This window comes from Hymenobacter sp. M1-2 (genome assembly GCF_057808495.1).
This window is the reverse complement of the sequence record NZ_JBTYZO010000021.1, coordinates 79,926-93,961: the sequence shown is the minus strand read 5'-3', so window position 1 is coordinate 93,961 and position 14,036 is coordinate 79,926. Positions and strand designations below refer to the sequence as shown.

10 protein-coding genes are annotated in these 14,036 nt (G+C 58.7%); all 10 read right to left on the bottom strand.

The window, feature by feature from the left end; all coding sequences use genetic code 11:
* Positions 1-6: 6 nt before the first annotated feature.
* Entirely contained in the window at positions 7-1,605 is a 1,599-nt protein-coding gene (gene amaB, locus ACYSMN_RS19215; protein ID WP_488925527.1) for an L-piperidine-6-carboxylate dehydrogenase, read from the bottom strand.
* A gap of 385 nt (positions 1,606-1,990) precedes the next feature.
* Positions 1,991-3,076 carry an AAA family ATPase gene (locus ACYSMN_RS19210; RefSeq protein ID WP_488925526.1) on the bottom strand — a complete coding sequence of 362 codons (1,086 nt, stop codon included), beginning with the start codon at positions 3,074-3,076 and terminating at the stop codon, positions 1,991-1,993.
* Positions 3,077-3,348: 272 nt separating this feature from the next.
* On the bottom strand, positions 3,349-4,044 hold the full coding sequence (locus tag ACYSMN_RS19205; RefSeq protein WP_488925525.1) for a hypothetical protein: 696 nt from the start codon (positions 4,042-4,044) through the stop codon (positions 3,349-3,351).
* 262 nt (positions 4,045-4,306) lie between these two features.
* Positions 4,307-5,809 (bottom strand): Do family serine endopeptidase, encoded by a 1,503-nt coding sequence (locus tag ACYSMN_RS19200; protein ID WP_488925524.1) that lies wholly within the window; start codon positions 5,807-5,809, stop codon positions 4,307-4,309.
* A 302-nt stretch (positions 5,810-6,111) separates the two neighbouring features.
* The gene (locus tag ACYSMN_RS19195) at positions 6,112-6,555 is read right to left on the bottom strand and encodes an Hsp20/alpha crystallin family protein (protein ID WP_488925523.1); all 444 of its coding nucleotides are present in this window, start codon (positions 6,553-6,555) and stop codon (positions 6,112-6,114) included.
* Positions 6,556-6,781: 226 nt separating this feature from the next.
* Entirely contained in the window at positions 6,782-7,600 is an 819-nt protein-coding gene (locus ACYSMN_RS19190) for a hypothetical protein (protein WP_488925522.1), read from the bottom strand.
* A 26-nt stretch (positions 7,601-7,626) separates the two neighbouring features.
* Complete coding sequence (locus tag ACYSMN_RS19185; RefSeq protein ID WP_488925521.1) at positions 7,627-8,820, bottom strand: M20 metallopeptidase family protein; 1,194 nt, start codon at positions 8,818-8,820, stop codon at positions 7,627-7,629.
* A 108-nt stretch (positions 8,821-8,928) separates the two neighbouring features.
* Positions 8,929-9,465: a sporulation protein gene (locus ACYSMN_RS19180; RefSeq protein ID WP_488925520.1), complete on the bottom strand. Its 537-nt coding sequence runs from the start codon at positions 9,463-9,465 to the stop codon at positions 8,929-8,931.
* Entirely contained in the window at positions 9,443-10,111 is a 669-nt protein-coding gene (deoC, locus tag ACYSMN_RS19175) for a deoxyribose-phosphate aldolase (RefSeq protein ID WP_488925519.1), read from the bottom strand. Before deoC ends, ACYSMN_RS19180 begins: the two co-directional genes overlap by 23 nt.
* A gap of 353 nt (positions 10,112-10,464) precedes the next feature.
* Complete coding sequence (gene secA / locus ACYSMN_RS19170) at positions 10,465-13,866, bottom strand: preprotein translocase subunit SecA (RefSeq protein ID WP_488925518.1); 3,402 nt, start codon at positions 13,864-13,866, stop codon at positions 10,465-10,467.
* Positions 13,867-14,036: the final 170 nt, after the last annotated feature.

The following is a 14,036-nucleotide window of genomic DNA, read 5'->3' as shown; positions in this document are numbered from 1 at the left end:
CCTGGCCTACATATCGAACTTGATGCCCTGGGCCAGCGGGAGCTGGGTGCTGTAGTTGATGGTGTTGGTTTGGCGGCGCATGTACACGCGCCAAGCGTCGGAGCCGGACTCGCGGCCCCCGCCGGTTTCCTTCTCGCCCCCGAAGGCGCCCCCAATTTCGGCGCCGCTGGTGCCGATGTTCACGTTGGCGATGCCGCAGTCGGAGCCGGTGGCGGCCAGGAAGGCTTCGGCTTCGCGCATGTTGAGGGTGAAGATGCTGGACGAGAGGCCCTGGCGCACGCCGTTTTGGGTGGCAATGGCTTCGTCGACGCCGCCGCTGTACTTGATGAGGTACAGAATGGGCGCGAAGGTTTCTTCCTGTACCGTGTGGTACTCATTCTCGGCTTCTACCAGGGCGGGCTTCACGTAGGTGCCGGTTTCGTAGCCGGCGCCCGTCAGCAACTCGCCGCCGATGAGCAGCTTGCCACCTTCGGCTTGCACGGCTTCCAGGGCTTTCGTGAACGATTGCACGGCGTCCTGGTCGATGAGTGGGCCTACGAGCATGCCTTCCTGCAAGGGGTTGCCGATGGGCAGGTTGGGGTAGATTTTCAGCAGCCGGGCCTTCACATCCTCAAAAATGGACTCGTGGATGATGAGGCGGCGGGTGGTGGTGCAGCGCTGCCCGGCCGTGCCCACCGCCCCGAACACCACGGCGCGCATGGCAATGTCGAGGTCGGCGTGCTCGGTGAGGATGATGGCGTTGTTGCCGCCTAGCTCCAGCAGCGCGCGGCCCAGGCGGGCACCCACTACCTCGCCTACTTTCTTGCCCATGCGGGTGCTGCCCGTGGCCGACACCAGCGGCACGCGCGCGTCGGCGGCCATGGCGGCGCCTACTTCGGCGTCGCCGATGACGAGGTTGAAGATGCCTTCGGGCAGCTGGTTTTCTTGGAGTACTTCCTTGAGGATATGCTGCACAGCCACGGCCACGAGCGGCGTTTTCTCGGAAGGCTTCCAGATGCAGACATCGCCGCAGACGGCGGCCAACATGGCGTTCCAGCTCCACACGGCCACCGGGAAGTTGAAGGCCGAGATGATGCCGACCACGCCTAGCGGGTGCCACTGCTCGTACATGCGGTGCGCGGGCCGCTCGGAGTGCATGGTGAGGCCGTGCAGCTGGCGCGAAAGGCCCACCGCGAAGTCGCAGATGTCAATCATTTCCTGCACTTCGCCGAGGCCTTCCTGCAAGATTTTGCCCATCTCGTAGCTCACCAGCTTGCCCAACGGCTCCTTATACTGGCGCAGCTTGTTGCCGATTTGCCGCACTATCTCGCCGCGCTTGGGCGCCGGCACGGTGCGCCAAGTCACGAAAGCTTCCTGGGCTTTCTTCACTACCCGGTCGTAGTCTTCGGGGGTGGCCAGGGCCACGGTACCGATGAGGCGGCCATCGGTGGGCGAATGGATGGCGCGGGTGTTTTCGTTGGTGCCGCCGCCCCAGTGCAGGCCGGTGCTCCAGGCAGCGTTGGCGTTTTCGACGCCCAGCTCGCGCAGCACCTGCTGAATGCCGTGCGGGTCGTGTTCCTGTACGTCGGTGCCGGTGGCGGTAGCTTCTTCGATGGCGAGTTTCATGGGGGAGGTGGGGATGAATGTAGAGGAGTACAAAGCTACTGAAACAGGGCTTACGCACGGCGGCCTCTTGGAAGCCCCGACGGGGCGGCATGTTGGTAATATAATAGTGGTAGTGACAGACCAAGCCCCGTAGGGGCGACACCGGATAAGGTGGTCTGAGAGTGTCGCCCCTACGGGGCTTAGGATAATTCACTCAGCAAACTACTACCGATATGACGCCCCTCTGGGGCTAAAAAACGAACCTGGTGGCGTAAATCCTATGAAAGGATTCGTGTGGTCGGCACTACCAATCCACATCTTTACCGGCTTCTCGTAGCCGGGCCGTTATGAATTCGGCCAGTTGCTGATACGCGGGTGGCGGTGGCACCCCGGAAAACGACTTGCATCAGGCATACAAATCACTACCTGGCGTAAAGCGGCTCAGGTTATAAAACACGTCCATACTATTGCCCCGAATCTCCCGTACTTCCTCGTCGCTGAGTCGCTTTACCTTGGTTTGGTAGTCTTCGTAGTACGCCAGGAAAATAGCCAGCTCGCCGGCCTGCTCCTCATCCGGCAGCATCTGTTCCAGAATCTCCGTTACCAGGTAGGGACTGTGCGTGGCCACAAAGAACTGATTGTTGCGGCTCGCTGCCATCTTGCGCCCCAGCATGGAGGTATACACCGGAAACGTATGCGCCTCCGGCTCCTCAAACAGCAGCACCGAATCGCCGTTGCTTTCGATGGCGGCGAGGTAAAAGATGATGCGTTGGAGCGTATCGGCTATTAGCGAGTACGGATAGTCATACACGTAGCCATCCACATTCTTCTGAATCTCAAACTTCCGGTCTGCTACCCGCACCGCGAAGTTTAGACCATAGGGTTTGAAGAGGTCGGCAACTTCTTTGCGAAGCTTCGAGCCGTTGTACTGAAGCACGTCGAGCATATTGTCGCCGTGAGGTGGGCGGAGGTAAGTTTCATTATAATTACCGCCGTGTGGATAATGCTTCAGGAAAGCATACTTTTTCGTGAGAAACTTAGCATCAGAACGTGGCATATCTCCAGATAATGTACCTACAACCTTTTTAGTTATCATCTTGTGCCGGTAATCTTTGCCGAGTATATCTACCATAGCATCGTAAAATGCCTCAGTACTACCGTGCTCATGTAACTTTCCAAACAGCACCATTATTGAATCTCTATTCTTATAGAGTTTAACTACCCTCTCCCTGTTAGCTTCGATATCAATCTGTTTACTCCAGTCACTATCATAAAACAGATTCCTAAGATCCTCATAGCGAATCTGCCCTTCCATGAACTTGCCTTCTTCTTTATCGAAGAACATGCCCCCCAGCAAGCTCATTGCCTCCAAAATATTCGACTTGCCCACGTTCGGCTGGCCGATAATCAGATTCACGCGGCGCGGCTGCATCGTCACGTCTTTGATGGACTTGAAATTCTGGATGCGGAGCGTGTGAATGGCGTTTTCCATGCGGAATAGGGCTTTTCTCAAAGGTAGAGAATTCGGGTACACTGGCTTCCTGCTTCTTCACCGGTGAAGGGTGGCCGCCAAGGCCTTTCCGGTGCCTCTTCACCGGTGAAGAGTAGCCGCCAAGGCCTTTCCCGCTTGCCTTCACCGGTGAAGGGTGCCCGCCAAGCCCTTGCTGACCTGTCTTCACCGGTGAAGGGGCATAAAAAAGGGCTTGGTCGGCCGTCTTCACCGGTGAAGACGGCCGACCAAGCCCTTGTTAGCCGCATAGGTGCCTATTGTGGGGATGTGGGGGCGGCTTTGCGGGGTGTCTTGCGGCTCGGCAGCTTGTCGTAGGCGAAGTAGGTGCGGGCCTGATCCGGGTTCTGGCGGTGCACGTAGAGGGCGGCGCAGTGAATGGCCCACAGTGCTTCGGCCAAGGCCTCGAACCCCGGCGTGAGGGCCGTGATGGTGTCCTGTAGCGCCTTGGTGCTTTTGTTTTTGGTGGCGGCAGCCGTGGCGTAGGCAGTCAGGAGCAGCCGGGCCTGGGCGCCGGCCGCTTGCAGGGCCGCGTCGGGGTGCCCCTCCAGCGCCTTGGCATAGGCGGTGTAGCGAGTCAGGCGCGCCCTTTTAGGTGCCTGCGTCAGGCCCGAAAGCTTGTCGGGGTAGAAGGTGGCCTGCTCGGTGGGGTTGTCGTAGAAACGTGCCTGGAGCAGCTTTTTGTCGTTGGCTTGCACCAGCCGGGTGAAAGCCGCGGCGGCCGTTTCCTCGGTTTGGGTGCTGGTCTGGCTTTGGCCCTTGCCAGCGGTCCGGCCGCTGAGGTCGGCACCGAAAGCGACGGCAGCGGCCTGCAAGGCGGGTAGCAGGGCCGTGAGCAGCGCATCGGTGCCGGGGCCCTGCACGGCTTCCACCGTAAAGCGGGCAAAATCGGCCACCACGTCGCGGGAGGCCTGGATGTTGAGAAAATGGTTGTCGTACCGTTCTTCGTACATGATGGCGAACAGTTGAAAGGATAAAAGAAGTGAACTGGCGGCAGCCCAGCCGGTGTGCGCGGCGAGCAAAACCAAGCGGATAGAACAGAGGGAGTATGCAGCAATAGCGGCCCGTAAGATGAACATTCAGCGGCGCATATGCAATAAGCTGAGCCATAGTCACAGAAAAGCCCCCGCTGCGTTGGCAACGGGGGCTTTTTCGTGGCTCTTTCGAAAGCGGCTGGGGTGCTACCCAGATTCCTCCTTTGGTCGGAAAGACAGGCTACTCGGCTTGGCCGATGGGGTAGTAGGCTTTGCGGCCGTCGGGGTAGACGCCCTCTACCAGCGCGCCCTGGTTGTCCTTGGCGGCTTCGAGGAATTGCTGCACGTCCTGGGGCTTGGTCACCTTGTTCTTGTCGATGCGGGTGATGATGAAGCCGTCGTCGATGCCGGTTTCGCGGAAGTTGGAGCCCCGGATGCCGCTGATTTTAGCGCCCCCTTCGAGACCCAACTTGTTCATTTCCTGGCGGCTTACTGGCGCTAGCGTCGCGCCTTCGTACTTGATGGTCTTGCCTACTTCGTTGCGGACGATGTCGGTGGTACCAGTGGAGTTATGCAGAGTGGCCGTTGCGGTGCGCTCTTTTTCTTCGCGCAGGTAGGTGACTTTGATTTTGTCGCCGGGGCGGAAACGAGCTACTTGCTCCTGCAACTGTGAAGAGGTGTTCACCTTCGCACCGTTGATTTCGGTGATAACGTCGCCTTCCTTCAGGCCAGCCTCCGCAGCCGAGCTGCCCTTGGTGAGGCCCAGCACGTACACACCATTTAGGGTGTTGAGCTTCTTTTCGGAAGCCAGCGTAGCATCCACTTCCCGGATTTGCACACCAAGCAGCGCGCGCTGCACTACTTTATACTTCAGCAAGTCGTCAATCACCTTGCTCACAATGGAGCTGGGCACAGCGAAAGAGTAACCCACGAACGAACCGGTTTGCGAAGCAATAGCCGAGTTGATGCCAATCAAGTCACCATTAAGGTTGACGAGGGCGCCACCCGAGTTACCGGGGTTCACAACCGCGTCAGTTTGCAGGAACGACTCAATGCCCATACCCTGCTGGTCGCGCAGGATGTTAATGTTGCGGCCTTTGGCAGAGATGATACCGGCCGTAACGGTAGAATTCAGGTTGAAGGGGTTACCGACGGCCAGCACCCACTCCCCTACTTTCACCTGGTCAGAGTTGCCGTAGCGGATGAAGGGCAGGTTGTCGGCTTTCACTTTCAGCAGCGCCAAGTCGGTGGTGGGGTCGGTGCCCACTAGCTCCGCCTGAAACTTACGCTTGTCGTCCATTACCACCTCAATCTTGTCGGCCTTATCAATCACGTGGTTGTTCGTGACGATGTAGCCATTGGCGGCGATAATTACCCCCGAGCCGGAACCCTGCTGCGGTCCGCGCTGCGGCTGCTGATATTGTTCGAAGTCGTCACCGAAGAACTGGCGCAGGAACGGGTCCATGCGGGCCGTACCACCTTGGCTCATCTTCGGCGCGTACTCAGTCATGACGTGCACCACGGCGGGCGTCACGGACGCGGCGGCAGCGGTGAAATTGAGGCCTTCCGGCACCACATAGTTGCTGCTGCGCAGCTCGCTCGTGTACCGAACATTGGGGTCAGCGGCTACTACCTGGGGCGCGTTGGCACGCTCGGGCTCCAGCAGCTTGTACCCACCCACTGCCACACCGCCGCCTAGAATGGCAGAGCCTAGCAGACCGAGCATCATTTGTTTTGCTTGCATGGGTAAGATGATGAAAGAAGGAGAAAGAAGATGATCGAATTTACGGAAGCTCGGTGAAAAGTGGATGAACTGCGACACCGAAACGAAAGATGCGCCCCGATAGGTATCTGGTTGCATCGTAGTGCTTAGTTTTTAGTGCTTGGTGCCTAGTGTTGGTCTTTTGATTGTTGGGTGAAACAACCATCCAGAAATCACAAACTAAGCACCAAGCACTACCACCCAAGCACTAAACTAAGCCTACAACATATGGGCCAACAAAAAAGGCACCCGCCAGGATGCCTTTTTTGCAGAACTTGAAGTTCCTAGCGCACTTCGATGTGATGTTTCGTCACTTTTTTGCTGTCAAAAGGCAGTGTCACGCGCAGGATGCCATCGGTTAGCTCGGCACTAATGGCCGTTACGTCTACCGTGTCGGGCAAGCGGAAGCTGCGGGAGAAGCTGCCGTAGCCGGTTTCCACGCGGCGGAACTTCGGCGCATTTTCGTCGGCTTCCGGGGCTTTCCGCTCACCGCTGATGATGAGCTGGCCTTCCTGGAAGTTGAGTTGAACGTCTTCCTTCGCTACACCTGGCAGAGCGAGTTGCAGCTCAAAGCCCTGCTCCGACTCTAACACGTCGGCGGCGGGCACGAAGGATTTAATGGGTTGCGTATTGGCCGGCAGGGTATCGCGCAGCAGCTCGTTGAGCACGGAGTTGAAAGCGCGAGCCGGACGGTGAGCAGCGTGGTTGTTATACAGCAGAGTTGCCATGGTAAGAGGTAATTTTTAGTGGAGTCAGAAGTTGAAGTCTTGCCCAAGGGGCACACTCTGACTCTATAAAATCTGTACCAACGCGAAACGCAGCCTTATTCAGTGACATAATGTCTTACAACTCGTCATACTTGCCGGCAAGCGCAACCAGTTTCACCCTATAATCGTTGTTTAAAGATTTTAAACCTAGTTTCAACCACAAGACAAAAAGTCACTTTTTCTACCCTTAGTGTTGCGTAGGCAACTGACGGCGCTCAAATGGCGCTCCACCACGGAACAGCGTCAAGCGCACATCGAGGCCTACTATGGGCGTCACGAGGTTGGTGCGGCCGCCGGCAGTTTGGTTGCCGTCTGCATCATACTGCGGCAGGGTGTTGATGTAGTTGGTCTGCGTTGCCACCCAAGGCGTGAAATCAAAGTGCGGCGATACGCGCACACCCACTTCCGCCCGGAGCGCCCCGTAGTCGATGAAACGCTCCTTCAGTTCACCTTCCTCGCGTTGCAGACGCAGGTATACGGCGGCTTCGTAAGCCAAGCGTGGCCGTAGTAGCCCATTAGTCCCGATTGGGATGGGACGGTCCAGGTCGAGGCGCAGGCTGGTATAGGCCCGGTCCTGGGTGTTTTGGCCACCAGTAATGAAATATTCTACGCCCAGCCGCTGCCGAAAATTGAAGCCACCCAGCGTGTTCCAGTGGCGCACGAACAGTTCGGGGGTGAGGTCAGTGTAGAGCTTGCTTACGTCGCCTCCGCCACTGTAGGCATCGTAGAAATCGGCGCGCAAGGTGGCTCCTCCACTCCATTTCTGGCTCCAAAACCGCTCGTAGCCGAAGTTGAAGCCGAGCCGGTCGAAGTCCGTACCGCTTGGAGTCTGCGTATTAATCAGCCCCCGTACGCCTAGCAGCACGTAATCGTCGCCTTTCAGAGCCAGTTCTGCCTGCACCTCGGGCCGCAGCGCCAGGTCACTGACACTACGACGCTGTGCGTTAGTGGTGGTAATGGTTAGTAGCCACGTGGCGGCTAACAACAAGTAGTGATGCAGACGCATGGAATATGGAGGAAATAGGCAGAAGCCTAGGTTACGTTCAGTTCGCAGAGTGTGAGCCAGGCCATCAGGCCGGGGCCCGTTTCCAAAGCGGCCGGCTCAATGTCGAAGGTGGGGGTATGGACGGAAGAGGCGAAACGACCGTCGGCGGCGCGAGTGCCCAGGCGGTAGAAGCAGGCATCAGCGGCCTGCGAGAAGTAGGCGAAATCCTCGGCTGCCATCCACTGGTCCAGTTCAATTACGTTTTCGACACCCAGATATTGCTCGGCGGCGGTGCGGGTACGGGCCGTAAGCTGCGGCTCGTTTTCGAGGTAAGGGTAGCCCCGCCGGATTTCCAGCTCGCAGGTAGCACCCATCGAGTCGGCAAGGCCTTCGCAGAGGCGGCGCAGGTGCTGGTGGGCTTCGTCGCGCCACTGCTCGTTCAGGGTCCGAAACGTGCCCTCGATGTAGACCTCGTTGGGAATGACGTTGGTAGCGCCGTTGGCAATGACTTTCCCGAACGAAAGCACCGACGGTAGCTTGGGATTGGCCCGGCGGCTCACCAGCTGCTGCGCCGCAACAATGATATGCGCGGCTACCAGCACGGGGTCAAGGTTCATTTCGGGCATAGCGCCGTGGCCGCCTTTGCCGCGCACGGTCAAATACAACTCGTCGGTGCTGGCCATGTAGCGGCCCGGTCGAATGCCGATTTGTCCGGCTGGCAGCAGCGGGAATACGTGCTGGCCCAGCACGCTAGCGGGCGTGGGGTTTTCCAGTACGCCTTCCTTTATCATAAGCGAAGCGCCGCCGGGCAGCCGTTCCTCACCGGGCTGAAACATCAGCTTCACGCTACCCTCGAACTCGTTGCGAAGCTGCGTAAGAATGCGCGCCGTACCGAGCAAGGATGAAGTATGCACATCGTGGCCGCAGGCGTGCATGACGCCGGGGTTGGTGGACTTATACGGCACCTCGTTCTGCTCCTGAATCGGCAGCGCGTCCATATCGGCGCGCAACGCTACCGTGCGGGTGCTCGGGTTGCGGCCCTCAATCAGCGCCACTACGCCGGTGTTGGCAATGGGCTGCGGCTCCAAGCCTAGTTGCCGCAATTGCTCCGTCACGAAGGCCACGGTGTTGTGTTCCTCAAACGATAACTCAGGATGCGCGTGCAGGTGTTGGCGCAGCGCCACCGTTTCGGCGGCAGCTTCGGCGGCTAAACTCTTGACGCGAGAAAGAAGATGTTCCATGGGTGCCACCAAGCTGCGGCTCAGTGAATCGTTGAACGGTGTTTTCAATGAAGCTCACGCTCATCAATAACAAGCAGTAAACGGCGCTGCTTGCCAAGCTCAAGGTTGCTAGAACGACTTATCCAGCACTATCTGCGCGGACTCCAGCGAGGCTTTCGGGGCCAGCGGCCTGATGCGCAGCATGGCTTGCTCGGCTTCGAGGCGCGTGAGATAATCGCCGACGTAGAGGCGGAATACCGGCTGCTTGAAGGTAAGGTAGTCGGTTTCGTCGGGGTAGCGGCTGATGACGGCCCGACGGATACTCATGGCTTGGTCACGCTCCAGCCCCACGTAAGCCAGAATCCGGTAGCCCTGGGCGTACTTCACGTTCTGGTTGGAGTATGCCTGGTCCCGGAGGCGCTGCTCAATCTGGGCATTGACGTGACTGGTGGGCGTTACGGCCGTCTTAGGGGCTGGCGGAGCCACTTCTTTGGGGGCCGCGAAAGTAGGCCGATAGCGGCTCAGATCCTCGACAGGCACTGAACGGGATTTAGCCGTATCGGCGGGGGCTTTGGAGCCGGTAGCCGACGGTGCGGTGGCCGCGCAGGCGCTCAGCACTAGAAAAGCAGGAAACAGCAACACGTTACGTAGTAGGGGTTTCATCATCTTCTTGGAGCAAAGCCACACTATTGGACGAACCGAGACGGTCGGCGCCGGCTGCTACCAAGGCCAGGGCGGCAGCCCGCGTGCGGATGCCCCCGGCAGCCTTGATACGAATACCAGCCGGCAACGACTGGCGCATCAACTCTATATCGGCCACCGAAGCGCCGCGGCTGGCAAAGCCGGTGGAGGTTTTCACGAAGTCGGCCCCCGCCTCGGCGCACAGCAGGCAAGCCGTCACAATTTCGGCATCGGTGAGCAGCGCGGTTTCAATTATCACCTTCAAAATAGCGCCCCGAAGGTGGCACAGTTCAGCCAGTTGGCCTATCTCCTCTTCCACTTCGGCCCGCTGTCCGGCTTTTAGGGCCCCGACATTGATGACCATATCCAACTCCGTGGCGCCATCGGTAAGGGCAAGATGCGCTTCGAAGAACTTCACCTTGGCCAGCGAATAGCCCAGCGGAAATCCAACGACCGTGCACACGGGCACTTTGGTACCGAGCAACTGCTCGACGGCCAGCCGCACGTAACACGGCGGCACGCACACACTGGCAAAACGGTGCTCGGCGGCTTCGGCGCAAAGCTGTTTGATCTGGGCCGGCGTGGCTTCGGGCTTGAGCAGGGTGTGGTCGAGATAGGGCGCTAGGTTCATAAGCTGAGCAAAGGTAGAACTGTGGCGGGACGTTCTACGCAAGTACGATAAGCAGCCTCTCTCGGACTGAGGCAACTTTGTTTGCTGTGGCTTCTCTTGACCGGCGTGGAGCGGCTAGTCTGCCACCCACCGGTCTGCCCGCCAAAAAGCGGGCAGACCGGTCGCCGCTAGGGCTGAATTGGAGGAAACAGGTGCAGAATACTACCCATTCTTTTATCGCCTTCCTGGAGACTAGACTTATAACAACGTCAACTGACGGCGACCGTTCAGCCCGTCAAAAAGCGGGCAGACCGGCAGGCGACAAAAAAAGGCCGGCTCTACAGCCGGCCCTTTTCTTACGTGGTCTTGCAAGCTTACGCCTCACCTACCAGCACGCAGCGGTTGTTGAGCAAATCGTCTTCTACGGTTTTGTATTTCACGTCGCTCAGGATGCGGCCGTCCATGTACTGCACGGTCACCTTTTCGTTGCGGTTGGCTACTTTCTGCGAGCGGGCGGGCTGCTGCTTCACCACCGGCGCGGCCGGTTCCAGATCCTCTGGGCCCGCCCCCAAAGACACCGACGATACTTCCTTTTCGGCTTTCAGCTTGGGCTTGGGAGCCGGAGCGGGCAGTTCGTCCTCGATGTAGAACTCGGGCTCATCGGTGCCTTGGGCGCCACCTTGTACCGGGATGTCGGCGCGGAACAGGAACGAGAGGGTGTCCTCGTTCACCTTGCCAATCATGCCTTTGAACAGCTCGAAGCTCTCAAACTTGTACACCAGCAGTGGGTCTTTCTGCTCGTACACGGCATTCTGCACCACTTGCTTCAGGTCGTCCATCTGGCGTAGGTGCTGGGTCCAGGCCGTGTCAATCACTGACAGCACCACGGATTTCTCCATGCTCCGGATGATTTCGTGGCCGCCCGTAGCCTGGGCGCGGCGCAGGCTAGCCACCGCCGATACTTGCTTGCGGCCATCCGTGAAGGGCACCGCCACGTTTTCGAACGGGGCATTCTGCTCTAGTAAGCTATTCACGAGCGGCATGGCGTTGCCGGCAATGTGGTCGTTCTTGCTGTGGTAGTAGCCGAGAGCTTCGTCGTAGAGTTTCTGGGCTAGCGGACCAGCAGCCATGCCTTTCATCTCGGCTTCCGTGATGTAGGTATCGTAGCCGTAAACGCGGATGATGGCGAGTTTGAAGTCTTCGTAGTCGCCGGAAATCTTGTGGCTGGCCACGATGTCCTCGGCCACGTCGTAGATCATGTTCCAGATGTCCAGCTCCAAACGTTCGCCAAACAGCGCATTGCGGCGGCGCTTGTACACCACCTCGCGCTGGGCGTTCATCACGTCGTCGTACTCCAGCAGGCGCTTACGCTGGCCAAAGTTGTTTTCCTCCACTTTCTTCTGCGCCCGCTCAATGGAGCTGGTGATCATCGAGTGCTGAATGACTTCGCCTTCTTCCAGGCCCATGCGGTCCATGAGCTTGGCAATCCGGTCGGAGCCGAAGAGGCGCATCAGGTTGTCTTCGAGGCTCACGAAGAACTGCGAAGAGCCTGGGTCGCCCTGGCGGCCGGCGCGGCCCCGCAGCTGGCGGTCTACGCGGCGGCTTTCGTGGCGCTCCGTGCCAATGATGGCCAGGCCGCCCGAGTCGCGGGAAGTTTCTTTGAGCTTGATGTCGGTACCGCGGCCGGCCATGTTGGTGGCGATGGTTACGGTGCCGGGGAAGCCCGCGCCGGCTACAATCTCGGCTTCACGCTGGTTCTGCTTGGCGTTGAGCACCTGGTGCTTGATGCCGCGCAGCTTGAGCATACGGCTCACCAGCTCCGAAATTTCCACGCTAGTGGTACCTACCAGCACCGGGCGGCCGGCTTGCACCAGCGTCTGGATTTCCTCGGCCACGGCGTTGTACTTCTCGCGCACGGTCTTGTAGACTTTGTCGTGCTCGTCTTTGCGCTGAATGCCGCGGTTGGTTGGAATCACCACCACGTCTAGCTTGTAGATATCCCAGAACTCGCCGGCCTCGGTTTCGGCCGTACCCGTCATGCCGCCCAGCTTGTGGTACATGCGGAAGTAGTTCTGGAGCGTTACGGTGGCGTAGGTCTGGGTGGCGTCTTCCACGCGCACGTTTTCCTTGGCTTCAATGGCCTGGTGCAGACCATCAGAGTAGCGGCGGCCTTCCATCACGCGGCCCGTCTGCTCGTCCACGATTTTTACCTTGCCGTCGTCGGTCAGGATGTATTGGTCGTCGCGCTCGAATAGGGTGTAGGCTTTGAGCAGCTGGTTCACGGTGTGTACCCGCTCGCTCTTTTCCTGGTAGTCCTGCATCAGCTTTTCCTTCTGGTGCAGTTTCTCGTCGTCCTTCAGGGTGTTGCTGTTCTCGATGGCCGCAATTTCGGACCCGATATCGGGCATGATGAACAGCTGCGGGTCTTCGCCCTGAGCCGTAATCAAGTCAATGCCTTTTTCGGTCAGCTCGATCTGGTTGTTCTTCTCGTCGATGGTAAAAAACAGCGGCATATCGGCCTGGGGCATCTGGCGCGAGTTGTCCTGCAAGTAGTAGTTCTCCACCTTTTGCAGCACGGCGCGCATGCCGGTTTCCGACAAAAACTTGATGAGTGGCTTGCTCTTGGGCAGGCCCCGGTAAGCGCGGAACAGGGCCAGACCAGCTTCGCCTTCCTTGTAGCCGTCGTTGCCTTCCTTGATGCCTTTGCGGGCTTCCACCAAGTATTGCTGCACCAGCTTCTTCTGCTCGTCTACAAGGCGCTGAATGCGGGGCTTGAGCTGGTAGAACTCATGCACGTCGCCGCGTGGCACGGGGCCGGAGATGATGAGCGGCGTCCGGGCATCGTCGATGAGTACGGAGTCCACTTCGTCGACCATGGCGTAGTGGTGCTTGCGCTGCACCAGCTCGCCGGTTTCGCGGGCCATGTTGTCGCGCAGGTAGTCGAAGCCGAATTCGTTGTTGGTGCCGTAGGTGATGTCGGCGGCGTAGGCGGCGCGGCGGGCGTCGGTGTTGGGTTGGTGCTTGTCGATGCAGTCTACGGTTACGCCGTGGAACTCGAACAGCGGCGCGTTCCACTCGGAGTCACGCTTGGCGAGGTAGTCGTTCACGGTCACCACGTGCACGCCGCGGCGCGATAAGGCGTTGAGGAAGGCGGGCAGCGTCGAAACGAGTGTTTTGCCTTCACCGGTGGCCATTTCCGCGATTTTGCCCTGGTGCAGCACCACGCCCCCGATTAGCTGCACGTCGTAGTGCACCATGTCCCAGGTGATTTCGGCGCCGGCGGCAGTCCACTTATTGCTCCAAATGGCTTTGTCGCCATCAATGATGACGTTTTTCTTGCGGCGGGCATACTCCCGGTCGTAGTCGGTAGCTGTTACCGCCAACTGCCCGTTTTCCTTGTAGCGGCGGGCTGTCTCCTTCACGATGGCAAAGGCTGGAGGCAGCACTTCCATCAGCACCAGCTCCAGGTCTTTGTTGCGCTGCTTTTCCAGCTCGTCGATCTGGTCGAAGAGCTGTTCTTTCTGTACTATATCGAGGCTGGCATCGTCGTTGACACGAGCGTGCAGCGCGGCAATCTGGTCGTCGATAGTTTTCAGCCGCTCGTCGATACGGGCGCGCACCTCGTTGGTGCGCTCACGCAGCTGATCGTCGCTGAGTTGTGCCAGGTTGGCATATTCGGCGTTTATCAGCGCCACGTATGGGACAATCTCCTTTAAATCCCGGTCCGATTTGGTTCCGAATATTTTGGCGACGGTCTTTCCTAAGAAATCAAACATGCTGGTCTTACTTAATTGAAACGCCGGGGCGCACCTCAAATTTACGGCGTTTTTCGGGAAAGTCCCGGCCAAATACCGCGTGGCGTCGCCCCGGCCCCAAAACGACGAAACCCCGCTACCTCAAAAAGAGTGCGGGGTTTCCACGAAAGAAAGGTTGTCAGGTATTTGGG